Origin of the sequence: Micromonospora sp. NPDC049523 (assembly GCF_040676775.1) — a bacterium.
Lineage (GTDB): Bacteria > Actinomycetota > Actinomycetes > Mycobacteriales > Micromonosporaceae > Micromonospora_G.
In genome coordinates, this window is the sequence record NZ_JBFAPP010000004.1 from 212277 (window position 1) to 235860 (window position 23584).

The 23584-nt window shown below is 70.3% G+C and carries 20 protein-coding genes and 1 tRNA gene; 13 read left to right on the forward strand and 8 right to left on the reverse strand.

Annotated elements, in window-relative coordinates; translation table 11 throughout:
* Positions 1-22: 22 nt before the first annotated feature.
* Complete coding sequence (locus AB0J90_RS07760) at positions 23-442, reverse strand: PPOX class F420-dependent oxidoreductase (protein ID WP_363593293.1); 420 nt, start codon at positions 440-442, stop codon at positions 23-25.
* A 149-nt stretch (positions 443-591) separates the two neighbouring features.
* Between AB0J90_RS07760 and AB0J90_RS07765 the strand changes: the two genes are divergently transcribed.
* Complete coding sequence (locus AB0J90_RS07765; RefSeq protein ID WP_363593295.1) at positions 592-1185, forward strand: TetR/AcrR family transcriptional regulator; 594 nt, start codon at positions 592-594, stop codon at positions 1183-1185.
* 5 nt (positions 1186-1190) lie between these two features.
* Entirely contained in the window at positions 1191-2195 is a 1005-nt protein-coding gene (gene gap, locus AB0J90_RS07770) for a type I glyceraldehyde-3-phosphate dehydrogenase (RefSeq protein WP_363593298.1), read from the forward strand.
* Positions 2196-2364: 169 nt separating this feature from the next.
* Here gap and AB0J90_RS07775 read toward each other — a convergent pair.
* From AB0J90_RS07775 to AB0J90_RS07790, 4 genes are all read right to left on the reverse strand, one after another.
* Positions 2365-2436 (reverse strand) — tRNA-Arg (locus tag AB0J90_RS07775).
* Between the two features lie 156 nt (positions 2437-2592).
* Complete coding sequence (locus AB0J90_RS07780; protein WP_363593300.1) at positions 2593-3273, reverse strand: winged helix-turn-helix domain-containing protein; 681 nt, start codon at positions 3271-3273, stop codon at positions 2593-2595.
* Positions 3274-3376: 103 nt separating this feature from the next.
* Positions 3377-4150, reverse strand: coding sequence for a DUF305 domain-containing protein (locus AB0J90_RS07785; protein WP_363593302.1), 774 nt, complete (start codon positions 4148-4150; stop codon positions 3377-3379).
* A 14-nt stretch (positions 4151-4164) separates the two neighbouring features.
* A complete protein-coding gene (locus AB0J90_RS07790) occupies positions 4165-4989 on the reverse strand; it encodes a DUF3105 domain-containing protein (protein WP_363593304.1) in 825 nt (274 codons plus the stop codon).
* 95 nt (positions 4990-5084) lie between these two features.
* Between AB0J90_RS07790 and argS the strand changes: the two genes are divergently transcribed.
* The 4 genes from argS (at position 5085) to thrC (ending at position 10855) form a co-directional block, all read left to right on the forward strand.
* The gene (gene argS, locus AB0J90_RS07795; protein WP_363593306.1) at positions 5085-6752 is read left to right on the forward strand and encodes an arginine--tRNA ligase; all 1668 of its coding nucleotides are present in this window, start codon (positions 5085-5087) and stop codon (positions 6750-6752) included.
* Between the two features lie 3 nt (positions 6753-6755).
* Complete coding sequence (gene lysA, locus AB0J90_RS07800) at positions 6756-8141, forward strand: diaminopimelate decarboxylase (protein WP_363593308.1); 1386 nt, start codon at positions 6756-6758, stop codon at positions 8139-8141.
* Positions 8138-9484: a homoserine dehydrogenase gene (locus AB0J90_RS07805; protein ID WP_363593310.1), complete on the forward strand. Its 1347-nt coding sequence runs from the start codon at positions 8138-8140 to the stop codon at positions 9482-9484. The genes lysA and AB0J90_RS07805 overlap by 4 nt, the downstream gene beginning before the upstream one ends.
* Positions 9485-9805: 321 nt before the next feature.
* The gene (thrC, locus tag AB0J90_RS07810) at positions 9806-10855 is read left to right on the forward strand and encodes a threonine synthase (protein ID WP_363593312.1); all 1050 of its coding nucleotides are present in this window, start codon (positions 9806-9808) and stop codon (positions 10853-10855) included.
* Positions 10856-10985: 130 nt separating this feature from the next.
* Here the strand turns inward: thrC and AB0J90_RS07815 are convergent, their stop codons facing one another.
* Complete coding sequence (locus AB0J90_RS07815; protein WP_363593314.1) at positions 10986-11468, reverse strand: MarR family transcriptional regulator; 483 nt, start codon at positions 11466-11468, stop codon at positions 10986-10988.
* 204 nt (positions 11469-11672) lie between these two features.
* Here AB0J90_RS07815 and AB0J90_RS07820 point away from each other — a divergent pair, with 204 nt between their 5' ends.
* The 6 genes from AB0J90_RS07820 (at position 11673) to rho (ending at position 20983) form a co-directional block, all read left to right on the forward strand.
* On the forward strand, positions 11673-14933 hold the full coding sequence (locus AB0J90_RS07820; protein WP_363593316.1) for an efflux RND transporter permease subunit: 3261 nt from the start codon (positions 11673-11675) through the stop codon (positions 14931-14933).
* Between the two features lie 109 nt (positions 14934-15042).
* Positions 15043-16290, forward strand: coding sequence for an MFS transporter (locus AB0J90_RS07825; protein WP_363593318.1), 1248 nt, complete (start codon positions 15043-15045; stop codon positions 16288-16290).
* A gap of 71 nt (positions 16291-16361) precedes the next feature.
* The gene (locus tag AB0J90_RS07830) at positions 16362-17216 is read left to right on the forward strand and encodes an SPFH domain-containing protein (RefSeq protein WP_363593320.1); all 855 of its coding nucleotides are present in this window, start codon (positions 16362-16364) and stop codon (positions 17214-17216) included.
* Positions 17217-17230: 14 nt separating this feature from the next.
* The gene (locus tag AB0J90_RS07835) at positions 17231-17494 is read left to right on the forward strand and encodes a hypothetical protein (protein WP_363593322.1); all 264 of its coding nucleotides are present in this window, start codon (positions 17231-17233) and stop codon (positions 17492-17494) included.
* Between the two features lie 86 nt (positions 17495-17580).
* A complete protein-coding gene (thrB, locus tag AB0J90_RS07840) occupies positions 17581-18657 on the forward strand; it encodes a homoserine kinase (RefSeq protein ID WP_363593324.1) in 1077 nt (358 codons plus the stop codon).
* Between the two features lie 295 nt (positions 18658-18952).
* Complete coding sequence (gene rho / locus AB0J90_RS07845) at positions 18953-20983, forward strand: transcription termination factor Rho (RefSeq protein ID WP_363593326.1); 2031 nt, start codon at positions 18953-18955, stop codon at positions 20981-20983.
* A 65-nt stretch (positions 20984-21048) separates the two neighbouring features.
* Here the strand turns inward: rho and AB0J90_RS07850 are convergent, their stop codons facing one another.
* Positions 21049-21945, reverse strand: a complete 897-nt coding sequence (locus AB0J90_RS07850) for an AAA family ATPase (RefSeq protein WP_363593328.1) — start codon at positions 21943-21945, stop codon at positions 21049-21051.
* A gap of 3 nt (positions 21946-21948) precedes the next feature.
* Complete coding sequence (locus AB0J90_RS07855; protein WP_363593330.1) at positions 21949-23040, reverse strand: RNA ligase; 1092 nt, start codon at positions 23038-23040, stop codon at positions 21949-21951.
* A 214-nt stretch (positions 23041-23254) separates the two neighbouring features.
* Here AB0J90_RS07855 and rpmE point away from each other — a divergent pair, with 214 nt between their 5' ends.
* On the forward strand, positions 23255-23479 hold the full coding sequence (gene rpmE, locus AB0J90_RS07860) for a 50S ribosomal protein L31 (RefSeq protein ID WP_121156762.1): 225 nt from the start codon (positions 23255-23257) through the stop codon (positions 23477-23479).
* Positions 23480-23584: the final 105 nt, after the last annotated feature.

Here is a 23584-nt window from a genome sequence, read left to right on the forward strand (position 1 = left end):
GGTCCCCGGAACGTGGCGGGAGTCAGCCGACCTGGTTGTTGTCCTTGAGCGCGCCCCAGCCGTGCCAGTTGTCGATCTCGATCCACGCGCTGACCCGAGCGCGATCCCGTCGCGGGTACGTCCGACCTGTGTAGTGCTGGGACAGTCGGTCGATGTCCGCGTGGCCGTCGTCCGTACGCATTTCGACGACGCGTCCCATGACACTGACGTGGGTGTACCAGCCGCTCTCGTCCAACACGGTGAGCGAAACCCGAGGGTCGTTCTTGAGGTGGCTCAGCCGACGGCGACCCTCGTCCATGTTGACCATGATCCGGCCCTCGTCCCACAGGTACCAGGTGGCGGCGGACACCGGCTGACCGTCCGCCTTGAGGGTGGTGATGACGGCCGGGTTCGGCTTACGCAGCATGGCGATCGCGGTTTCGGGCAGCGGCGGCTTCGACATGAACCAATTCTCCTCATCGGGTCAGCGTGACTTCGCCCACGTTACGCACGTGCCGAGTCACGATCCACTTCCCAGCCGCAAAGCGCTTCGCGTCGAGTTCCGCGGCAGATGGGTTGCGCTGTACCTACTGGTATGTACAGACTGTCGGCATGGACTCGCGACAACTGCTGGTCGAGACGATGAGCGAGCTGATGTGGGCGCGCGGCTACGCCGACACCAGCCCGCGTGACGTACGCGAACGGTCCGGGGTGGGCCAGGGCAGCATGTACCACCACTTCCCGACCAAGCGGGACCTTGCCCTCGCCGCCCTTGAGCGCAACGTCGCCGACCTGCTGCCGGCCGCGTCCGAACTCGACGGTCCGGGCGACCCGATGGCCCGGATCGAGGCCTATCTGATGCGTCCTCGCGACGCCCTCAAGGGCTGCAAGGTAGGCCGGATGACCCAGGACCCGCAGGTCCGCGAGGACCCGGTGCTACTTGCCCCGGTGGCGCGTGCGTTCGCCCAGGTCCACGTCAGCTGGGTGAAGGTGCTCGGTGAGGCGGTCGCCGCGGGCGAGCTGCGGGACGACCTCGACCCCGAGCGCCTCGCCCACACCCTGATGGCCGTCCTGCAGGGCGGCTACGTGCTCGCGATCGCGCAGCAGGACCCGGGCCTCTTCGACGACGCCCGTGCCGGCGCCCTCGACCTGCTCCGGGCGGCGGCACCATCCGCGCCGAACGACAAGAACAACAGGAGGAAGTGAACGTCATGACGGTACGCATCGGCATCAACGGGTTCGGGCGGATCGGGCGCAGCTACCTACGCGCCGCCCTGGCGAGCGACGCGGACGTCGAGGTGGTCGCGGTCAACGACCTCACCGACGCCCGCACGCTGGCCACCCTGCTCGAATGGGACTCCATCTTCGGCCACCTCGACGGTGTCGCCTTCGAGGGCGACGCGATCACGGTCCGGGGCAAGCGCATCACGGTCCTCGCGCAGCCCGACCCGGCCGCCATCGCCTGGGGTGACGTCGGCGCCGACGTCGTCATCGAGTCCACCGGCCGCTTCACGGACGCAGTCACGGCCGCGGCCCATCTCAAGGGCGGCGCGAGGAAGGTCGTCATCTCGGCCCCGGCCAAGGGGGACGTTCCCACGTTCGTCCTCGGGGTGAACGACGACAGGCTCGACCCGGACAGCCACGACGTCTTCTCCAACGGCTCGTGCACCACGAACTCGCTCGCGCCGCTGGCGAAGGTGCTCAACGACTCGTTCGGCATCGAGTCCGGCCTGATGACGACGGTCCACGCGTACACGGGTGACCAGCGGCTGCACGACGCCCCGCACTCCGACCTGCGCCGGGCCCGTGCCGCCGCCGTCTCGACCATCCCGACGTCGTCCGGCGCGGCGAAGGCGATCGGCAAGGTCATCCCCGAACTCGACGGGCGCCTCACCGGCGCCGCGCTGCGCGTCCCCGTCCCGGTCGGCTCGATCACCGACCTCACCGTGGTCCTGCGGCAGAGCGTCGGCGTCGACGACGTCAACGCGGCGTTCCGCGAGGCGGCTGCCTCCGAGCGGCTGCGACGCTACCTGCAGTACTCCGAGGCGCCGCTGGTCTCGGCGGACATCGTCGGCAACCCGTACTCGTCGATCTTCGACGCGCCGCTGACCCAGGCCGTCGGCAACCAGGTCAAGGTGCTCGGCTGGTACGACAACGAATGGGGATTCTCCAACCGGCTCGTCGAGTTCTCCGAGCGGATCGCCGCAACCGCCTGACGCCCGGCAGGCACCACTGACAGCCCCGAAATTTTGGCGGGTATTTGGCGCTACCGGCGGCGGATGGCTGTCGACAACCGAATTCAGCCGGACACACGACGAAGGCCCGCGATCGGATTTCTCCTCATCACGGGCCTCTTCGTGTTGGTCGAAGCTTTCTTGGCAAGTGTGCCCCCGGCAGGATTCGAACCTGCGCCCCCGCCTCCGGAGGGCGGTGCTCTATCCCCTGAGCTACGGGGGCTCAGCGACCGGGAAAGAGTAGCAAACACCCGGCCCGGCAGCCGAATCGGTATCCAACAGGCATGGCGCCAGGGGTTGGGGGCGGCGTGCCCCACGTCGGAATCAAGCGTGACCGCCCAGAGTGGGGTACGCCGCCCCCAACCCCACCCCGCCAACCTCAGGAACGACCACACGAAGGCAACGCGTACGGGGCGATCCGGGGCGGGAGTCGCCGTGGCCACTCGCCTCGGCCCCAGGACCCGTCCACCACCACGTGCACCAACCGGCCGTCGACCCCGCTCAGCCGCAGCAGGAAGTCCCGGGGAAGTGGCGGGTCCACCGTGGGCGTGGTGATCATGAACTTCATCCGCCCCCGTTGGGACATCGCGGAGATGACGTCCGCCGCCGGTGCCACACCGTGCAGTCGCGTACGACCGAGCCAGCAGAGTTCCGCACGGTGCTCCTGGGCGGAGCGGACGATCCCGGGGTACTCCTGGCGCATCCAGATGCGTACGGCGTCGACGCAGAGGCCGCAGGCACGGTCGGTGGGCTCGCGTGGGCCGAGTCCCCAGGCGTGCAGGTACTCGCTGACGGTGGTCGGTTCGATCGTGAGCCCGAACTGACGCTCGATCAGTGCGGTGACACTCTGTCGGGTCCAGAGCGGATCGTCGAACCCGAACTGGTCCGGATACCTGCCCCGCAGCGCGTCGATCAGCTCAAGTTCCTGATCGCGGCTGAGCGCCTCTGCCGGGCCCGACCGCTGCCCGCGCCGAGCGGCCACCGCGCCGTCGCCGCCGATGGTGTGCCGCCGGCACCAACTGGTGACGGAACGTCGCGCGTCCTTGAGAACAACCCCCACGACTGGGGCAACGAGCCCGGATCATGACTGGTCACGATATCTACGGAGAAAACTCCCTAAAGTGCACAGTCGGGCATAACGGTACGTATCAGGGTAGAGCGGGCTACTTCGCGCCTACTTTGTCGAGCAGTGCCTGGATTGCAGTGATTTCCTTCTTTTGGCCGGCGACCATGGTCCCGGCCAGGGACTGCACCTGCTCGTCGTCGGACTGATCCAGCGCCGCCTCGGCCATGTGGATGCCACCGAGATGGTGGTTGAGCATCAGCCGGAGGAACATCGTGTCGAAGTCCTGGCCGGTCGCCGCCCGTAGCTGGGCCCGCTCGGCGTCGGTGGCCATGCCGGGCATCAGGCCGTCGTGAATCGTGCCGCCGCCGTCCGGCATCCAGGCCATCCTCGGCGTGGTGCCGGTCGGGGTCAGGTGCCAGTCGCGCAGCCAGGTCTGCATGATGCCGATCTGGGCCTGCTGGGTCAGCGCGATGTCGGCACCGAGCGTCCGTACGTCCGGGTCGGTGGCCTTCTCGTGCGCGAGCATGGACATCTCGACGGCCTGGGCGTGGTGGGTCGACATGTCCCGCGCGAACCCGGCCTCGACCGAGGTCTCGCCGGGCCGGGTCAGGCCCGGGATCAGCAACCCGGCGGCCACGCCGAGGACCAGTCCGACCGCGATCCCGATCGCCACCCAGCCGGTGCTGAACCGGCGACGGCCCTCACCCGTGGCCGAGTTGTCGTCGAAGTCGCCGGAATCGTCGTCGTCGCCCGACGAGCCGTCCCGCTCGAAGTCCTCGTCCCCGAGGTCTTCGAGCTGTTCGAGTCGCGGGTCGTCGGCGCCCGACGCGCCGGCCGGAGCCGACGCGTCGGGGCGGGTTGCTGTACCCATCGGTGTCTTGTCCCTTACTGGGTTGCGCCGTCTTTGCCGAGGTCACGTGGGGTGGTGCCGGTGGCGGTGATGCCGCCGGAGCAGCTTGCGCCCTGCTCGATGCCAGCGTTGGTACGCAGCGCCCGGATGAACGTGTCGATCCGGCTGTCGTCCGCGTTGTCGACCTTGAGCTGGTAGCCCCAGGCCTGCAGCGAGATCGGCTTGTCCAGGTTGTCGATCGGGCTCATCAGCATGTACTCGTTGCCGCGTACCTTCTCGGCCAGCTTCGACACCTGGTCGGCCGGCAGCCCGGTCTTGTACGAGACCCAGACTGCGCCGTGCTCCATGCTGTGCACCGCGTGCTCGCTGGCGATCGGCGCGTCGTAGACGTCACCCATGCAGTTCTGCCAGTTGAAGTTGTGCTTGCCGCCCACCGGCGGGGTGAGCGAGTAGCTGACCGGGCCCCAGGCGTGGTCAGAGGCGGTCAGCGACTTGTCCGGCGACTCCCGGTAGTCCTTGATCCCGTCGATGCCGGCGGCCTGGTCGGCCCAGGGCTTGGCACCCTGGAACACCGCCCAGCCGCCCCACCCGATGATCCCGACGGCGAGTACGCCGACGGCGACGAAGAGGGCGATCGGGCCCCAATTGCGGCCCTGGCTGACCTTGACCGGGGCGATCGGCTTGCGGGGGCCCTTGCCTCCACCGCCCGCGCCTCGACCTTGCCCGCCGGGGCGGCCGCCACCGGGGTTACCGGTTGCTGGCTTGCCACCCGCCGCCGGCTTTCCACCGGCCGCCGGCTTCTTACCGGTGCTGACCACGGACGGACGGCTTTGATCGCCACCCTGGGTGCTGATGCTCATGGTGCCTCGTCAGGTCGGTCGGTCAGGGGGTGGCGGGTCACAAAGGCGCAGGGTGTCCGCCGAGTGACCGAGTCTACCCCCGGTAACATGTTTCGGTGACTCCCGCCAATCTCGCCGAGGTCGTCCGTACCGCCGCTCAGGCGGTCTTCATATCCCGTGGGCTCGATCCGTCCCTGCTGCCGGAGTCGGTGACCCTGGAGCGACCGCGCAACCCCGAGCACGGCGACTACGCCTCCACGCTCGCCATGCAGCTCGCCAAGCGGGTCGGGGTGCCGCCCCGTGAGCTGGCCGCTGGCCTGGCCGACGAGCTGAGCCGGGCAGTCGGCATCAAATCGGTCGAGATCGCCGGCCCCGGCTTCCTCAACATCCGTCTCGACGCGGCCGCCGCCGGGCAGTTGGCCCGCGTGGTGGTCGAGGCGGGTCGGGCGTACGGCCGCAGTGACGTGCTGGCCGGCGAGCGGATCAACCTGGAGTTCGTGTCGGCGAACCCCACCGGACCGGTGCACATCGGCGGGGTCCGGTGGGCGGCGGTCGGCGACGCGCTCAGCCGGCTGCTCCGGGCGACCGGCGCCGACGTCACCACCGAGTACTACTTCAACGACGCCGGCTCGCAGATCGACCGGTTCGCCCGTTCGCTGCTCGCCGCCGCGAAGGGCGAGCCGGCTCCCGAGGACGGCTACGGCGGGGAGTACATCGCCGAGATCGCCGCCGCGGTCCAGGCGCTGCATCCGGACGTGCTCGACCGCCCCGACGCGGTCGCCCAGGAGGTGTTCCGGGTCGAGGGCGTCGCGCTGATGTTCGACGAGATCCGGTCCTCGCTGGACCAGTTCGGGGTCCGGTTCGACGTCTACTTCAACGAGAAGGACCTGCACGACCGGGGCGAGCTGGACCTGGCCCTGGTCCGGCTGACCGACCAGGGACGGACGTACGAGCTGGAGGGCGCCACCTGGCTGCGTACCACCGACTTCGGTGACGACAAGGACCGGGTGCTGCGCAAGTCCAACGGCGAGTGGACCTACTTCGCCGCCGACTGCGCGTACTACCTGGACAAGCGGGAGCGCGGCTTCGGCCGGGTCGTGATCATGCTGGGCGCCGACCACCACGGCTACGTCGGCCGGATGCGGGCGATGGCCGCCTGCTTCGGTGACGACCCGGACCAGACCCTGGAGATCCTGATCGGGCAGTTGGTCAACCTGGTCCGGGATGGTCAGCCGCTGCGGATGTCCAAGCGGGCCGGCACCGTGGTCACCCTGGAGGACCTGGTCGAGGCGATCGGGGTGGACGCGGCCCGGTACGCGCTGGCCCGCTACTCCAGCGACTCGCCGATCGACATCGACGTGGAGCTCTGGACCCGGGCCAAGAGCGACAACCCGGTCTACTACGTCCAGTACGCGGGCGCCCGTACCGCCGGGGTCAGCCGGCATGCCGCCGAGGTCGGACTGACCCGGGGCGAGCCGGACGCGTTCCGGCCCGAACTGCTCGCGCACGAGAAGGAGAACGAGCTGCTCAAGGCGCTGGCCGAGTACCCGGCCGTGCTCGCCACCGCGGCCGAGCTGCGCGAGCCGCACCGGGTCGCCCGCTACCTGGAGGAACAGGTGGCACAGTCGTTCCACCGGTTCTACGACAACTGCCAGGTGGTGCCGAAGGGCGACGAGGAGATCACCGACCTGCACCGGGCCCGGCTCTGGCTGGTCGACGCCACCCGCACGGTCATTGCCAACGGACTGGAACTACTTGGGGTCTCGGCCCCGGAGAAGATGTAAGTGATGCGTGCTCACGAGGCCGGGGCGCTGCACGGCGACCTCGGCAGCCGGGGACCGGCGTGGCTGCGTACGCCCGAGGACGTCAACGCCCTCGTGCCGCAACTGTGGCCGCGGACCGTCACCCGCGACGCCGACGGTGAACTGACCGTCGGCAACCTGCGGATCGGGGCGCTGACAAAGATGTTCGGCACCCCGATCTACGTGCTCGACGAGGAGGACCTGCGGTCGCGCTGCCGCGACTTCCGGGCCGCCTTCCCGGGCGAGGACATCTTTTACGCGGGGAAGGCGTTCCTCTGCAAGGCGGTGGTCCGGATCATCGCCGAGGAGGGGCTGTTCCTGGACGTCTGCTCCGGTGGTGAGCTGGCGGTGGCGCTCGCCGCCGACATGCCGGCCGAACGGATCGGCTTCCACGGCAACAACAAGTCGGTCAGCGAGCTGTCCCGGGCGCTGGACGCCGGGGTCGGCCGGATCATCGTCGACTCGTTCGACGAGATCGACCGGCTCACCGAGCTGGCCCGGGAGCGCGGGGTCCGGCCTCGGGTGCTGATCCGGGTCACCGTCGGGGTCGAGGCGCACACGCACGAGTTCATCGCCACCTCGCACGAGGACCAGAAGTTCGGCTTCTCGCTGGCCGGCGGTGCGGCTGCCGCCGCCGCGTTCCGGATCCTCGACGACGACGTGCTGGAACTGCGCGGGCTGCACTCGCACATCGGTTCGCAGATCTTCGACACCAGCGGCTTCGAGGTCTCGGCCCGGCGGGTGCTGAGCCTGCAGGCGCAGATCCGCGACGCCCGCGGGGTCGAACTGCCCGAGCTGGACCTCGGCGGCGGCTTCGGCATCGCGTACACGACGCAGGACGACCCGTCGACCCCGCACGACCTGGCCAAGCGGATCAACAAGATCGTCGACGGTGAGTGCGAGGGGCTGCGGCTGGCCAAGCCGCACCTGAGCTTCGAGCCCGGCCGCGCGATCATCGGCCCGGCCATGTTCACCGCGTACGAGGTCGGCACGGTCAAGGACGTCGATGGGCTGCGGACGTACGTGAGCGTGGACGGCGGGATGAGCGACAACATCCGTACCGCCCTGTACGGCGCCTCGTACTCGGCCACGCTGGCCAACCGGCGCTCCGACGCCGAGCCGATCCTGGCCCGGGTGGTGGGAAAGCATTGCGAGTCCGGGGATGTGGTGGTGAAGGATGAATTCTTGCCCGCCGACGTACAGCCCGGAGATCTTCTCGCCGTGCCCGGCACGGGTGCCTACTGCCGGAGCATGGCCAGCAACTACAACCATGTCCCGAGGCCCCCGGTGGTGGCGGTCCGCGGCAACGAGGCACGCGTGATTGTCCGGCGGGAGACCGAAGACGATCTGCTGGCATTGGATGTGGGATGACGAAGCCTGTCCGCTTGGCGCTGCTCGGTTGTGGCACGGTCGGCAGCGAGGTGGTACGGCTGCTGCACGAGCAGGCCGCCGACCTCACCGCCCGGATCGGCGCACCGCTGGAGATCGCCGGCATCGCGGTCCGCCGGCAGGGCCGCAACCGGGGAGACCTGCCGGTCGACCCGGCGGTCTTCACCACCGACGCGCTCGGCCTGGTCAAACGGGACGACGTCGACGTGGTGGTGGAGATGGTCGGCGGCATCGAACCGGCCCGCACCTGGCTGGTCGAGGCGCTGCGAGCCGGCAAGAGCGTGGTGACGGCGAACAAGGCGCTGCTCGCCGAGGACGGCGGTTCGCTGCACGACGCCGCCGCGGAGAGCGGTGCCGACCTCTACTACGAGGCGTCGGTCGCCGGTGCGATCCCGCTGCTGCGCCCGCTGCGCGAGTCGTTGCAGGGTGACAAGATCACTCGGGTCACCGGCATCGTCAACGGCACCACCAACTTCATCCTGTCCGCGATGGACGCCACCGGGGCCGGCTTCGCCGAGGCGCTCGACGAGGCCACCGAACTGGGGTACGCCGAGGCCGACCCGACCGCCGACGTGGAGGGCTTCGACGCGGCGGCCAAGGCCGCCATCCTCGCCTCGCTGGCCTTCCACACCCGGGTCAGCGCGGCCGACGTCTACCGCGAGGGCATCACCGAGGTCACCGCCGCCGACGTGGCCAGCGCCAACGCCATGGGCTGCACGATCAAGCTGCTCTGCATCGCCTCGCGCGGCCCGGACTCCACCGGGGCCGAGTCGATCGGGGTACGGGTCTACCCGGCGATGATCCCGCGCAGCCACCCGCTGGCCAGCGTCGGCGACGCGTTCAACGCGGTTTTCGTGGAGGCGGTCTCCGCCGGCCAGTTGATGTTCTACGGCCGGGGTGCCGGTGGCGCGCCGACCGCGAGCGCGGTGCTCGGCGACGTGGTGGCGGTCTCCCGTAACCGGCTTGCCGGCGTCCGTACGCCCAGCGAGTCGGCGTACGCGGCGCTGCCGATCCGGCCGATGGGGGAGGCGGTCACCCGCTACCACATCAGCCTCGACGTTGCCGACCGCGCCGGTGTGCTGGCCACCGTCGCCGGGGTCTTCGCCCGGCACGAGGTGTCGATCGCGACCGTCCGGCAGGCGTCCGCCAGCACCGGCGGCAACACCGGCAGTACGGCGACCGTCGGGCGCGGCGGTGACGCGATCCTGGTGATCGTGACGCACGCCGCCCCCGACGCGGCCCTGGCCGCCACCGTCGAGGAGCTGCGCGGGCTCGACATCGTCCGCTCGATCGCCAGCGTGCTCCGGGTCGAGGGCGGCGTCTGAGCCGATTCGACGGTGGGGCGGGGTGTGGGGCCGCGTCCGAGCTGATTCGACGGCGGGGCGGGGTGTGGGGCCGCGTCCGAGCTGATTCGACGGCGGGGCGGGGTGTGGGGCCGCGCCCGAGCTGATTTCGACGGTGAGGCTGGCGGGCGGGGCCGCGCCCGGGTCGGGCCGACGGTGGGACCGGGTGGGGGACGGTGGTGTCCCGCCAGATGGGTAACCATGGGTGCGCGGGCGCGGCCACCGGCACCCTGGGTCACGCTGGACCCACCTTCACCCGGCGTCCGCCCGTACCGGCGGCGACGCATCGACGAGGAGATCGACATGTGGCGGGGTTTGATCGAGGCCTACCGGGACCGGTTGCCGGTCACCGACGCCACGCCGGTCGTCACGCTGCACGAGGGGAACACCCCGCTGCTGCCCGCGCCGGTGCTCTCCGCCCGTACCGGCTGCGACGTCTACCTCAAGGTGGAGGGGGCCAACCCGACCGGTTCGTTCAAGGACCGGGGGATGACCGTCGCGGTCTCCCGCGCGGTCGAGACCGGTAACAAGGCGATCATCTGCGCCTCCACCGGCAACACCAGCGCGTCGGCCGCCGCGTACGCGGCCCGGGGCGGGCTGAGCTGCGCGGTGCTGGTGCCGCAGGGCAAGATCGCGCTGGGCAAGCTGGCCCAGGCGCTGGTCCACGGGGCGAAGCTGTTGCAGGTCGAGGGGAACTTCGACGACTGCCTGGCGCTCGCCTCGAAGCTCGCCCAGGACTACCCGGTGGCGCTGGTCAACTCGGTCAACCCGGACCGGGTGCACGGCCAGAAGACTGCCGCCTTCGAGATCGTCGAGGCGCTCGGCGACGCCCCGGACATCCACTGCCTGCCGGTCGGCAACGCCGGCAACATCACCGCGTACTGGCTGGGCTACCGGGAGGACGTCCAGGCGGGTAACGCCACCCGGCACCCGAAGATGTACGGCTTCCAGGCGGCCGGCGCCGCACCGATCGTCAACGGCGAGGCCGTACGCGAGCCGTCCACCATCGCCACCGCGATCCGGATCGGCAACCCGGCGAGCTGGACCGGGGCGCTGGACGCGCGGGACGCCTCGGGCGGGCTGATCGCGGCGGTGACCGACCGGGAGATTCTCGCCGCGTACCGGTTGCTCGCCCGTGAGGTGGGCGCGTTCGTGGAGCTGGGCAGCGCGGCCAGTGTCGCCGGGCTGCTCCAGCAGGCCGAGGCGGGTACGGTTCCGGCCGGCTCGACGATCGTCTGCACGGTGACCGGGCACGGGCTGAAGGACCCGGAGTGGGCCATCTCCACCGCCCCGTCGCCGACCACCATCGGCAACGACGTGATCGCCGCCGCCCGCGCCCTCGACCTGGTCTGACCGTCCGCCCGCCCGCATCCCAGGCGGCGCGACGATCTTGCACTTGTGGTGGGACACAAATCCGGATGAGTGCCCTGAACCCAGGCGCCACAAGTGCAAGATCGTCGAGGGAATCGGTGGGGGGCTGGGTTTAGCGGTGGGGGGGTGGTGGGTGGGGGCTTGCTGCTGTGGTGGGGTTGTCGCCGGGGGGCGGGCCGGGGTTGGGAGTGGACGGGTCGGCATCTAGTTGCTCGGCGGACGCGGCGGCGATGAGCAGGGCGGTGGCCCGCTCGACGGTTGCCAGCTCCTCGACTGAGAGCCGGCTGAGGACGCTTTGCATCCGGGTGTTGCCGGCGTTCAGGATGCCCTCCATGAGCTTGCGGCCGGACGGGCTCAGCTCGACCCGGCGGACCCGCCGATCGCGCGGGTCCTCACCCCGTACCACGAGATCCTGCGCGACCAGGCGGTCGACGATGCCGGTCATGGTCGCCAGGCTGACCCCGACGGTGCCGGACAGTTCCCGGCCGGAAGCGCTGCCGCTGTACGAGAGCAGGATCAGTATTTTCAGCTGCGGCAGGGTGAGGTGCAGCGAGAGGAGCGGATCGGAGCGGTCGGAGGCGAACAGCTGTTGCATCCGACGTTGACCATCCATGATGGCCCCGATGAGCCGGGTCCGGTCGGCCAACGCTCCGCCCGCCTCCTCGCCGCGGTGGTGGCGGTGACGGAGGTCGTTGCCACTGGCCACCGGACGTTAGCAGGCACCCCCGGCCTCACGCGAATTGTTCGTGTCAGGCAAAATATTCGTGTCGCGCCCTGACTTCCCCAGGAGAGCTCGCCCATGTCGTTGTTTGCCAGACTCAGTCTCGCCAACCGAGGGCTGGTCGCCCTCATCGCGGTGGTGATCACGGGCTTCGGGGTGTACGCCGTCCCCTCGCTGAAGCAGCAACTCCTACCGTCGCTGGAGTTCCCGGCGGCCTTCATCGTGGCCAGCTACCCGGGAGCCTCGCCCGAGATCGTCGAAGCGCAGGTCACCGAGCCGATCGAGAACAGCATCCAGGGCGTCGCCGGCCTCACCAAGGTCACCTCGACCTCGCGTGAGGGCGCCACGACCGTCCAGGTCGAGTACGAGTTCGGCAGCGACCTCGACGGCATGGTCAACAAGATGGAGACCGCGCTCAACCGGATCAGCACCCAGCTGCCCGAGGGCGTTGAACCGCTGGTCTTCGCCGGCAGCACCGACGACCTGCCGGCGGTCGTACTGGCCGCCAGCGGCAGCGGGGACAAGCAGGCGCTGGCCGACAAGCTGCGGGCCACCGTCGTACCCGAACTCGAGGGGATCGACGGGGTACGCACGGTCGAGGTGACCGGTGCGCCCGACCAGCAGGTCGTGATCACCCCCGACCCGGCCAAGCTCGCCGGGCTCGGCATCGCGCCGACCGCCATCGGCACCGCGCTCAAGGCCAACGGGGTGGCCATCCCGGCTGGCACGCTGGTCGACGGCAGCCAGGCCCGTACGGTGCAGATCGGTACCCGGATCGGCACCATCGAGGACCTGCGCGGCATCTTCGTCAGTCCGACCGCTCCCGGCGCTCCCGCGGTCAAGCTCGGCGACATCGCCACGGTCGAGCAGCAGGTCGCCGCCGCGACCGGGTTCACCCGGACCAACGGCCAGGAGAGCCTCGGCATCCAGGTCACCGCGTCGCCGGACGGCAACGCGGTGAACATCTCGCACGAGATCCGGGACAAGCTCGCCGACCTCGGCGAGGCGTCGGGAGCCGACCTCACCATCGTCTTCGACCAGGCGCCGTACGTGGAGAAGTCGATCGAAAGCCTGACCACCGAGGGCCTGCTCGGCCTGGTGATGGCCGTCCTGGTCATCCTGGTGTTCCTGCTGTCGGTGCGGTCCACGCTGGTCACCGCGGTCTCGATCCCGCTCTCCGTGCTGGTCGCGCTGATCGCGCTCTGGGTCGGCGACTACTCGCTCAACCTGCTCACCCTCGGCGCGCTGACCATCGCGGTCGGCCGGGTGGTGGACGACTCGATCGTCGTACTGGAGAACATCAAACGACACCTCGGGTACGGCGAGGACAAGCGCCAGGCCATCATCACCGGCGTACGTGAGGTCTCCGGCGCGGTGACCGCGTCCACCCTCACCACGGTCGCGGTGTTCGCACCGATCGCCCTGGTCGGTGGCTTCGTCGGGCAGATCTTCGCCCCGTTCGCGATCACCGTCACGGTGGCGCTGCTCGCCTCGCTGGTGGTCTCGCTGACCGTCATCCCGGTGCTCGCGTACTGGTTCCTGAAGCCGGCCGCCGGTGGTGCGGGCGAGGCCGCGGTACGCGCCGCCGCCGAGGAGAAGGAACTGCGCAGTCCGCTCCAGCGGGCGTACCTCCCGGTGATCGGCTTCGCCACCCGGCGTCGCTGGTCCACCGTGGCGATCGGGCTGGTGGTGCTCTTCGCCACGTTCGGTCTCTCCACCCAGCTCAAGACGAACTTCCTGGACGACTCCGGCCAGGACACCGTCAGCATCAGCCAGAAGATGCCGGTCGGCACCAGCCTGGCGACCACCGACGCCGCGGCCAAGCAGGTCGAGGCGATCCTGGCCAAGACCGACGGGGTCGAGACGTACCAGGTGACCGCCGGTGGCGGAGGCACCCCGTGGGAGGGCGGCGGTGGCGCCGCCAACGCGAGCTTCTCGGTGGCGCTGCACGAGGGCACCGAGGCAGGTCCGCTCAAGGACACGCTGCGGGCGGAGTTCGACAAGCTGAGCAACGCCGGTGAGATCACCTTCGGCGGCGGCAGCCAGTCGACCAACCAGCTCGCGGTGATCGTCCAGGCCGCCGACAACGACGTGCTGGCGCGGGCGACCGAGCAGGTACGCCAGGCGATGGCCGACACCCCCGAGGTGGAGGACGTCGAGAGCAGCCTGGCCGACAGCGCACCGCGGATCGACGTCGCGGTGGACCGGGCCAAGGCGGCCCAGTTCGGGCTCTCCGAGGCGGCCGTCGGGCAGCTCGTCGGACAGGCGTTCCGGGGCAGCCCGCTGGGTCAGGTGTCGCTCGGCAACGACCAGCAGGACGTGGTGCTGCGCTTCGGCTCCGCCCCGGCCACGGTGGACGAGCTCAAGGCACTGCCGATCGGCCCGGCGAAGCTCGGTGACCTCGCCACGGTCAACGAGGTGGCCGGCCCGGTCTCGGTCACCCGGATCGACGGCGAGCGCAGTGTGACCGTCACCGGTACCGCCACCGGCGCCAACCTGGGCGCCACCAGCACCGAGCTGCAGAAGAAGCTGGACACGCTGGACGTACCGGGGGCCACCTTCACCATCGGTGGGGTCACCGCCGAGCAGGCGGACGCCTTCGCCGACCTGGGACTCGCCGTACTCGCCGCGATCGCGATCGTCTTCGTGATCATGGTGGCGACGTTCCGGAGCCTGATCCAGCCGCTGATCCTGCTGGTCTCGATCCCGTTCGCGGCCACCGGTGCGATCGGCCTACTGCTGGTCACCGGTACGCCGCTCGGCGTACCGGCCCTGATCGGTGTGCTGATGCTGGTCGGCATCGTGGTGACCAACGCGATCGTGCTGCTCGACCTGATCAACCAGTACCGGGAACAGGGACTGGGCGTGAAGGAGGCGGTGGTCGAGGGAGCACGGCGGCGGTTGCGCCCGATCCTGATGACCGCCATCGCGACCATCTTCGCCCTGCTGCCGATGGCGCTCGGCCTCACCGGCGAGGGCGGCTTCATCTCGCAGCCGCTCGCGGTCGTGGTGATCGGTGGCCTGCTCAGCTCCACCCTGCTCACCCTGGTGCTGGTGCCGACCCTCTACACCATGGTGGAGGGCCGGCGGGAGCGTCGCCGCGAGCGGCGCAACCTGGCCAAGGGCGACGGCGGCACCCCGCCCGGTACGGCTCCCGAGCCGGCGCTGGTCGGCGCGGGCGCACCGGTGACCGGTACGGCCGGCGGCTCGACCGACGGTGGCGGCTTCGGTGTCGACGCGGCACCCCGGCCGTCGGGTGCGCTGGTCGACGGCACCGACCAGTTCGAGGTGCTCCGGCTGCCGAAGACCCGGCGCTCGCCGCTGCCACCGGCGGAGTAGTCCGGGGGATCGAGCAGTTCAGCTAGTCCGGGTCGTCCCGGGTCGGTGCGGTTACCGGCCCGGGACGACCCGTCTGTGGGGTCACAGCCGCCGGGTAGGGTCCCGATCCGTGTCGTCGTCCCCGCTGCAACTCGTCGTCCGTAACCGCGACTTCCGGAACCTGTTCGCCGCACAACTGGTGGTCTTCGGCGCCGACTGGTTCGTGATGGTGCCGCTGCTGGTGCTGCTGCCCCAGTTGACCGGCAGCGGGGTGTGGGGCGCGCTGGTGTTGGCCGTCGACACCGGGCTCACCGCGCTGATGCTGCCGTACAGCGGCATGATCGCCGACCGGATCGACCGCAAGAAGATCATGATGGTGTCGAACCTGTGCGGCCTGGTCGCGCTCCTGTTGCTGCTCTGGGTACGCAGTGCCGACACCGCCTGGTTGGCGCTGGTGTCGATCGGGGCGGTCGCGGTGGCGAAGGCGTTCTACTCACCCGCCTCCCAGGCGGCGCTGCCGAACGTACTGGATCCGGAGGACCTGGCCACCGGCAACGCGGTGGCGGGGGCGGCCTGGGGCACCATGGGCGTGGTCGGAGCCTCGCTCGGCGGGGTGCTCAGCGAGGTCGTCGGACCGTACGCCTGTTTCTGGATCGCGGCGGCGGCGCTGGCCGGCGCGGCCGGGCTGGCCTGGTTGATCCGCCGCCCGTTGCAGGCGCCGCGCGACCACGCGGTGCCGGTGCAGCGGGGTTGGGCGGCGCTCGGCGAGGCGTTGCGTTACATCTGGGCCCGGCCACGGCTGCGCGCGCTGGTCACGGTGAAGTCGGCGGTCGGTCTCGGCAACGGGGTGCTGACCGTGTTCCCCCTGCTCGCCGGGGTGTACGGCGTCGGTGCGATCGGGGCGGGCCTGCTGTTCGCCAGCCGGGGAGCGGGTGCGCTGGCCGGTCCGGTGCTGATGCGCCGGGTGCTCACCCGGCGGTCCTGGCTGCTGCCCGGCCTGGCGCTGTCGATGTCCGGCTACGGCTTGGCCTACCTCGGGGTGTCGGTGGTCAACTGGTTCCCGCTGGTCCTGGTGCTGGTCTTCGTGGCGCACTTCGCCGGCGGCAGCAACTGGGTGCTGTCCAATTTCGCGTTGCAGGGCGAGGTGCCCGACCGGCTGCGGGGACGGGTGTTCGCCACCGACCTGATGCTGGCCACGTTTGCGATCTCGATCAGCCAGCTCGTGGTCGCCGCCGTGGTCGACCACGTCGACGAGCGGGTGGTGCTGGCCGGCTGCGGGCTGGTCACCCTGGTCTACGCCATCGGTTGGCGGATCGCCACCCGCAGGCTCGCCCTCACCGAGCCCGAGCCTGCCGCCGACCCCGAGTCGACCCGATAGCGAATACAGGGTTGTCCGACAGGTGGCGGCTCGCTATCGTAGTGATATCACTTTGCTACTAAGGAGATGTCATGGAGCGAGTGGTCTTCCGGATGTCCGGCTTCCTCATGATCGCGATCCTGCTGGTGCTCGCCGCCGTCGCGACCGGTGTGCTCCTCGCGGCCGGCAACGACCAGGCGATCGTGGCCACCGCCGTCGCGTACGCCGTACTGGCCGCCGTCGCCGGCACCGGCTTCACCATCGTCAACCCCAACAACGCGCAGGTGGTGCAGTTCTTCGGCCGCTACGTCGGCACCATCCGCGACGCCGGTTTCCACTGGACCCTCCCGCTGACCGCCCGTACCCAGGTGACGCTGCGGGTGCGCAACTTCGAAACCGCCCGGCTCAAGGTCTCCGACGCCGACGGGAACCCGGTCGAGATCGCGGCCGTGGTCGTCTGGCGGGTCGTCGACGCGGCCAAGGCCGTGTTCGCCGTCGACGACCACGTCGAGTACGTCGCAGTGCAGGCCGAGACCGCCGTACGGCACCTCGCCACCAGCTACCCGTACGAGGCGCACGACTCCGGTCGGGCCAGCCTGCGCGACAGCGCGGTGGTGAGCGAGGAGCTGACCCACGAACTGCGGGAGCGGTCCGAGATGGCCGGCGTCGAGGTGCTCGAATCGCGTACCACCCACCTGGCCTACGCTCCGGAGATCGCCCAGGCGATGCTGGCCCGCCAGCAGGCCAGCGCGATCGTCGGCGCCCGCTTCAAGATCGTGGAGGGCGCGGTCGGGATGGTTTCCCTCGCGTTGGACAAGCTGCGCGAGGAGCACGTGGTGGACCTCGACGAGGAGCGCAAGGCACAGATGGTGGCCAACCTGCTGGTCGTACTCTGCGGCGACCGGGCCGCCCAGCCGGTGGTCAACGCCGGTTCCCTCTACAGCTAGAGGCGGTCCGGCTGATGGCCGAGCGCAAGAAACTCCTGCTCCGGCTCGATCCACAGGTCTACGACGCGTTGGCCCGCTGGGCCGGTGACGACCTGCGCAGCGTCAACGCCCAGATCGAGTACGCCCTACGGCTCGCCCTGCGCACGGTCGGGCGATCACCGAAACCGTCGCCCGAGCCGACATTGCCCGAGCCGACATTGCCCGAGCCGGCATCGGAAGCGTCGGGATCGGGTGAGCGGGGATCGGGGGAGCGGGCGCCGGGCGAGTCCGGCGAGTAGCGGTTCTGCTCACGACTCGCCGTCCGAATACTGATCAGGCGTGGGCGGCCGGTCACCTCGGTGGCCGGCCGCCCTAGCATGGGCGGATGGTGTTGTCCTTCGTCTCCGGGCCGGTCCGGGTCCGGGTGCCCGCGACCAGCGCGAACCTCGGGCCGGGCTTCGACTCGCTCGGCCTCGCGCTGGCCCTCCACGACGAGGTCAGCGCCGAGGTGACCGCCGCCGGCTGCCGGGTCACGGTGACCGGTGCGGGCGCGGGTGAACTTCCCGACGACGAGACGCACCTGGTGGTCCGGGCCATGCGGGCCACCTTCGACCTGCTCGGCGGCCAGCCGACGGGGCTGGCGCTGGACTGCGTGAACCGGATACCGCAGGCTCGCGGCCTGGGTTCCTCGTCGGCGGCGATCGTCGCCGGGGTGCAGTTGGCCCGCGGCCTGACCGTCGACGGCATGGACCGGCTCGACGACGCCGATGCGCTGCGCCTGGCGGCCGAGATCGAGGGACATCCGGACAACGTGGCCCCCTGTCTGCTCGGTGGTTTCACCATCGCCTGGACCGAGACGGCGCCGCTCTCGTCCGGATCCGACCTGACCGGTACGTCCGCTCCCGCGTCGCGAGTGACGAATGGGACGGCCGGTTCGATTGAGCCCCAGGTGACGGCCGGTGCCGGGCAGTCCGGCGTACGCCCGACGGCAGCCGGTGCACGCGCGGTTGTGCTGCGGCCGTCGCCGGATGTCGCGCCCGTGCTTTTTGTGCCCGAAGAACGGGGACTCACCGCCGTCGCCCGTGCCGCACTGCCGGCCACGGTGCCGCACCGGGATGCCGCGCGGAACGCCGGACGGGCCGCGCTGCTCGTGCACGCGCTCACCGCCGACCCGTCCCTGCTGTACGCCGCGACCTCCGACCGGCTGCACCAGGACTACCGGGCGGCCGGCATGCCGGGCACTGCTTCCCTGCTCACGGCCCTGCGGGCGGCTGGAGTGGCGGCGGTGGTCAGTGGGGCGGGACCGACCGTACTGGCCCTGTCCGCGGTGCCGGAAAACTTCGACCCGGGAATGGGCTGGTCGGTCCGGCTGTTGCCAGTAGACGTGACCGGCGCCCAGGTTGATAGGGTTAGACTGGGACACGCCGAGCGGGACCCTGTTGCCGCAGGTCGGAAGAGTTGATTACGCTCTAGACTTAGCACAGCCGCGAAGCATGCGATCTCCTGCGGGTCGGTGCACCCCCGAAGCTTTCGGCGGTTAGCCCGTCTCACCCTTGCCTAGGCCCACGCCGCACCGCAGTTTTCCACCGGTCGTCGCAGACGGCGAAGACTGCTCACCGACGTTGGTGAGTCGGGAAAACCGGCTGCTGTGTTACAGACTCCCGTTACGCGCGACGCGAGGCGGGTGTACCGAGGCCGCCCGGCCACCTTGTTAGTCGATCCCGGGTAGCCCCGGCCTTATCGAGGGAAGGAATCCATTGAGCGACACCACCGACGTGACGTCGGATGTTTCCAACGTCGCTGGCGAAGCCACCGCGGGTCCCGTCCGTCGCCGCCGGACTGGCACCGGCTTGTCGGCGATGCTGCTGCCGGAGCTGCAGAGCCTGGCCGCGTCGCTCGGCATCTCCGGTACCGCCCGGATGCGCAAGGGCGAGCTGATCAGCGCCATCTCGGAACGGCAGGGCGGCGCCGCCGCCGGTAGCCCGCCGCGTCCACGGGTCGAGGTCGCCGCCGCGGCCGCGCCGGCCCGCGAAGAGGTACGCGCCGAGGTGCGGGACACCACCGAGCGGCGTGGCGCGGACGAGAACCCGGCTCCGGCTGCCCAGCCGGCAGCCACCGAGGCGCCCGTACGCGAGCGTTCCTCCCGCCGGTCGAGTCGTGCCGCGGCAACCGCCGCCACGGCCGCGGTGGAGCCGAAGGCGGACGAGCCGGTGGCGGAGACCACCGAGCGGGTCGAGCGGGCCGAGTCCCGGACCAGCAGGGAGCGGGGCGACCGGTCCGAGCGCGGTGAGCGCACCGAGCGGGCCGAGCGCGGCCAGCGCAATTCCGACCGCAACGGCGAGCGCAGCTCCGACCGCAACGGCGAGCGGAACAACGACCGCAACGCCGAGCGCGGCAGTGACCGCAACGCGGAGCGCGGCAACGACCGTAACGCCGAGCGCGGCAGTGACCGCAACGGCGAGCGGAACGGTGACCGCAACCTCGACCGCAACAACGACCGGAACATCGACCGCAACGATGACGGTGACGACGATGGCGAGGGCGGTGGTCGTCGCAGCCGCCGCAGCCGGTTCCGGGACCGTCGGCGTGGTCGCAACGACCGCCCCGAGGGCGCCGAGACCACCGGTGGCGGCCGGGAGCCGCAGGTCAACGAGGACGACGTGCTCGTCCCGGTGGCCGGCATCATCGACGTGCTCGACAACTACGCCTTCGTACGGACCACCGGTTACCTCTCCGGCCCGAACGACGTCTACGTGTCGATGTCCCAGGTCAAGAAGTACGGCCTGCGCCGCGGTGACGCGGTCACCGGCGCGGTCCGCGCGGCTCGTGACGGTGAGCAGCGGCGGGACAAGTACAACCCGCTGGTGCGGCTCGACACCATCAACGGGATGGAGCCGGACGAGGCGAAGCGGCGGCCGGAGTTCTACAAGCTGACTCCGCTCTACCCGCAGGAGCGACTCCGGCTGGAGACCGAGCCGCACATCCTCACCACCCGGGTCATCGACCTGGTCATGCCGATCGGCAAGGGCCAGCGGGCGCTCATCGTCTCCCCGCCCAAGGCGGGTAAGACGATGGTGTTGCAGGCGATCGCCAACGCGATCACCCACAACAACCCGGAGTGCCACCTGATGGTGGTGCTGGTCGACGAGCGGCCCGAAGAGGTCACCGACATGCAGCGCTCGGTCAAGGGCGAGGTCATCGCGGCCACGTTCGACCGGCCGCCGCAGGACCACACCACGGTCGCGGAGCTGGCCATCGAGCGGGCCAAGCGCCTGGTCGAACTCGGCCACGACGTGGTCGTACTGCTGGACTCGGTGACCCGGCTCGGGCGGTCGTACAACCTGGCGGCACCGGCCAGCGGCCGGATCATGTCCGGTGGTATCGACTCGACCGCGCTCTACCCGCCGAAGCGGTTCCTCGGCGCGGCGCGCAACATCGAGAACGGCGGCTCGCTGACCATCCTCGCCACCGCGCTGGTGGAGACCGGGTCCATGATGGACACGGTCATCTTCGAGGAGTTCAAGGGCACCGGTAACGCGGAGCTGAAGCTGGACCGGAAGATCGCCGACAAGCGGGTCTTCCCGGCCATCGACATCCACCCGTCCGGTACGCGTAAGGAAGAGATCCTGCTCGCGCCGGAAGAGTTGGCCATCACGCACAAGCTGCGCAAGGTGTTGCACTCGCTGGACTCGCAGGCCGCACTGGACCTGCTGCTGGACCGGCTCAAGCAGAGCCGTACCAACATCGAGTTCCTGATGCAGATCGCGAAGTCGACCCCGGGAGAGTAATCCCGGCTGACGTAAACGAAAGGGGCACGGCCGGAAACGGCCGTGCCCCTTCGTCGTGACACCCGTCAGAAGTCGCCCTCGGCCACCTGGAAGACGGTGAGGCCCAGGTCGCGCCACATCCGGACCACCTGCATGCGGTCGTCGAAGACGCCGACCACCTGGAAGTGGGGGTGGATCTCGGCTTCGAAGATCTCCCGCTTGACCACCGAGTCCTTGCGGCTGTCGCCGTACTCGCGCATGTGCAGGCCCAGGTACGGCACTGCCACGTGCAGGTCCAGCCAGGCTTCGGTCTCGGCCCGGCAGGAGTCGTCCCGTCCGGAGCAGAAGACCACGCCGTAGCCGGCCGAGTGCATCGCCCGGACCGCCGCGATCACCGCCGGATTCGGCAGGTCGCCGCCGACCCGGCTCATGTCGTACGGGCTGCGCTCGCCCATCAGCGCCACCGTCCCGTCGATGTCCACCAGCACGATCTCCGGCGCGCCGGACGTGGGCCGGTAGACGGTCGCCGGGCCGCCCGGGGTCACGTACGGCACCGGCAGTGGCAGGTTGCGTCCGGCCAGGTAACGCTGGTGCATCCGGCGGATCGCCTCCTCGCCGACCTGGTCGTCCTCGGGTCGGTCGGCGTCCCGGCGTACGCACTCGTCCACCGGTACGTCGGTGAAGTCGTGCACCTCCAACGTGGCGCCGAACCGGGCACCGAGTTCGGCCCAGTCCCGTACGGTCTTCGACCGCAGGTTGGTGTCGTCGACGCAGACGTCGACCCGGGCCCGGAGCAGCGCCTCGACCTGTGCCCGCTGTACGGCGGTCACCTGGCCCTCGGCCCACTGGGTGAACAGGCGGGTGCCGTGCAGCATCCGGCGCAGGTCGTCGCGGTTGACCCGGACCACGCCCGGCTGGAGTTCGCGGGCGAAGGTGGTCTTGCCGGAGGCGGGCAGCCCGCGGGTGAGGATCAGTCGGGTCATCGTTCACTCCGGGTTGTGCGGGGTGCGGTCACCGGCGGGCTTGGCCTGCTGCCAGAGCAGCGGATGGTGGTCCTTGCCGTCGAGTCGGAGGAAGAGGGCGGCGCGTTCCGGGTGGGCCAGGGCCCGGCCGGCGAAGTCGCGTCGGGTCCAGCCGTCGGGCAGGCGTGCGACGATTTCACCGTACGCCGCCTCGATCTGGGCGGCGCGGGCCGCGACGGTCGCGGTCAGCTCGGCCGCGACGGCCTCGACCCAGGCACGGAACTCGTCCGGCAGCGGCTCGACCAGGTCGGCCAGGCTGCCGCCGTGGACCATGACGTCCCAGACGGTACGGGCGCTGAGGCCGTAGACCAGGCGGTGCAGCCGGACATAGTCCGCGTACTTGATCTTCACTCGCTGGTCGGTGTCCGGCCAGTGCACCACCAACCCCTCCCGGTTGTCGCGCGGCGGCGCGGCCAGCGCCTCGGCGAGCGTGCGGTAGGGCAGCGCATCCACCACCGGACCGGGCCAGTCGGGCACCGCCGCCGGGCCGTGGCTGCGGCCGGTGGCGATCTCGACCGAGCCGAGCAACACCAGGTCGTCCAGGCCGGCGTAGTCGAGCACGATCCGGTTGGCCGGGTAGATGATTTCGACCAGTACGGTGTGCCCGGCCGGCGGGAGGAAGTCGGGGTAGCGGGTGCGCAGCAGGTCGGTGGCGTGCCGGGCCTGGTCGGACGCGAACGAGCCGCGGGTGGCGACCGCGTACCCGGCCGGGGTCGGGAAGATCACACCGAGCGAGCCGTCCGCCTTGTCCGTCACCGTGGCCGGTGCGTCGAGACGGAGGTCCGGCGCCCCCGGCTGGTCGTGGTTGAAGAACTTCGGGTACGGCCGGGCCAGCACCGCCCCGGTCACGTCGTCCACGATCAGCCCCCGACAGGCCAACGTCACCGGTGACCACGCCGACGTGTACGCGCACGCCTCGGTGTAGTTGTAGATCGACAACGGCAGCTCGGGGTGGCGCTGCGCGCGTACCAGCCCCTCGGCCAGCGCGGCGGCCAGGGCGGACGGGTCGAGGATCTGCGAGAGCGACGTCACCGGTACGCGGACAGGGGTGGTCACGGGGAATGCCTTCCGGCGGGAGGGGAATGCACAGGGGTGCGGGAAACGTTAACCACCACGGATCAGGTGTGCAGCCCGATTTCGGGGTGGGCCAAGGCCCATGGCACACTGGTCAATCGGCCACCGGTTCCGGTTCACGCCCGAGCGCGCCACGCGATCGTGACGAGCGTTGACGGCGACCCGGCGACCACTTGACGAAAGGGACCGAGGCGACATGAAGCCCAACATCCACCCGGAATACGTCACCACCGAGGTGACCTGTTCCTGCGGTAGCACCTTCACCACCCGCAGCACCGCCAAGGGCGGCTCGATCCACGTCGAGACCTGCAGCGCCTGCCACCCGTTCTACACCGGTAAGCAGCGCGTTCTCGACACCGCCGGCCGGGTTGCGAAGTTCCAGCAGAAGTACGCCAAGGTTCAGGCCAAGAAGGCCAAGTAGCTGCGTCGACGGCGCCCGCGTCCCGGTTCGTACCGGGCGCGGGCGTTGTCCGTATGTGCCCGCGGTTGTCCATTCCGCCGTGGTTCCCCCGCTCGGTCATAAGGA

Excerpts from the sequence above, each read along its gene's own strand:
- AB0J90_RS07760 (WP_363593293.1), bottom strand. The coding sequence starts at position 442 with ATGTCGAAGCCGCCGCTGCCCGAAACCGCGATCGCCATGCTGCGTAAG.
- AB0J90_RS07765 (WP_363593295.1), top strand. The coding sequence starts at position 592 with ATGGACTCGCGACAACTGCTGGTCGAGACGATGAGCGAGCTGATGTGG.
- gap (WP_363593298.1), top strand. The coding sequence starts at position 1,191 with ATGACGGTACGCATCGGCATCAACGGGTTCGGGCGGATCGGGCGCAGC.
- AB0J90_RS07785 (WP_363593302.1), bottom strand. The coding sequence starts at position 4,150 with ATGGGTACAGCAACCCGCCCCGACGCGTCGGCTCCGGCCGGCGCGTCG.
- AB0J90_RS07790 (WP_363593304.1), bottom strand. The coding sequence starts at position 4,989 with ATGAGCATCAGCACCCAGGGTGGCGATCAAAGCCGTCCGTCCGTGGTC.
- lysA (WP_363593308.1), top strand. The coding sequence starts at position 6,756 with ATGCGTGCTCACGAGGCCGGGGCGCTGCACGGCGACCTCGGCAGCCGG.
- AB0J90_RS07805 (WP_363593310.1), top strand. The coding sequence starts at position 8,138 with ATGACGAAGCCTGTCCGCTTGGCGCTGCTCGGTTGTGGCACGGTCGGC.
- thrC (WP_363593312.1), top strand. The coding sequence starts at position 9,806 with ATGTGGCGGGGTTTGATCGAGGCCTACCGGGACCGGTTGCCGGTCACC.
- AB0J90_RS07815 (WP_363593314.1), bottom strand. The coding sequence starts at position 11,468 with ATGCAACAGCTGTTCGCCTCCGACCGCTCCGATCCGCTCCTCTCGCTG.
- AB0J90_RS07820 (WP_363593316.1), top strand. The coding sequence starts at position 11,673 with ATGTCGTTGTTTGCCAGACTCAGTCTCGCCAACCGAGGGCTGGTCGCC.
- AB0J90_RS07830 (WP_363593320.1), top strand. The coding sequence starts at position 16,362 with ATGGAGCGAGTGGTCTTCCGGATGTCCGGCTTCCTCATGATCGCGATC.
- AB0J90_RS07835 (WP_363593322.1), top strand. The coding sequence starts at position 17,231 with ATGGCCGAGCGCAAGAAACTCCTGCTCCGGCTCGATCCACAGGTCTAC.
- thrB (WP_363593324.1), top strand. The coding sequence starts at position 17,581 with ATGGTGTTGTCCTTCGTCTCCGGGCCGGTCCGGGTCCGGGTGCCCGCG.
- AB0J90_RS07850 (WP_363593328.1), bottom strand. The coding sequence starts at position 21,945 with ATGACCCGACTGATCCTCACCCGCGGGCTGCCCGCCTCCGGCAAGACC.
- rpmE (WP_121156762.1), top strand. The coding sequence starts at position 23,255 with ATGAAGCCCAACATCCACCCGGAATACGTCACCACCGAGGTGACCTGT.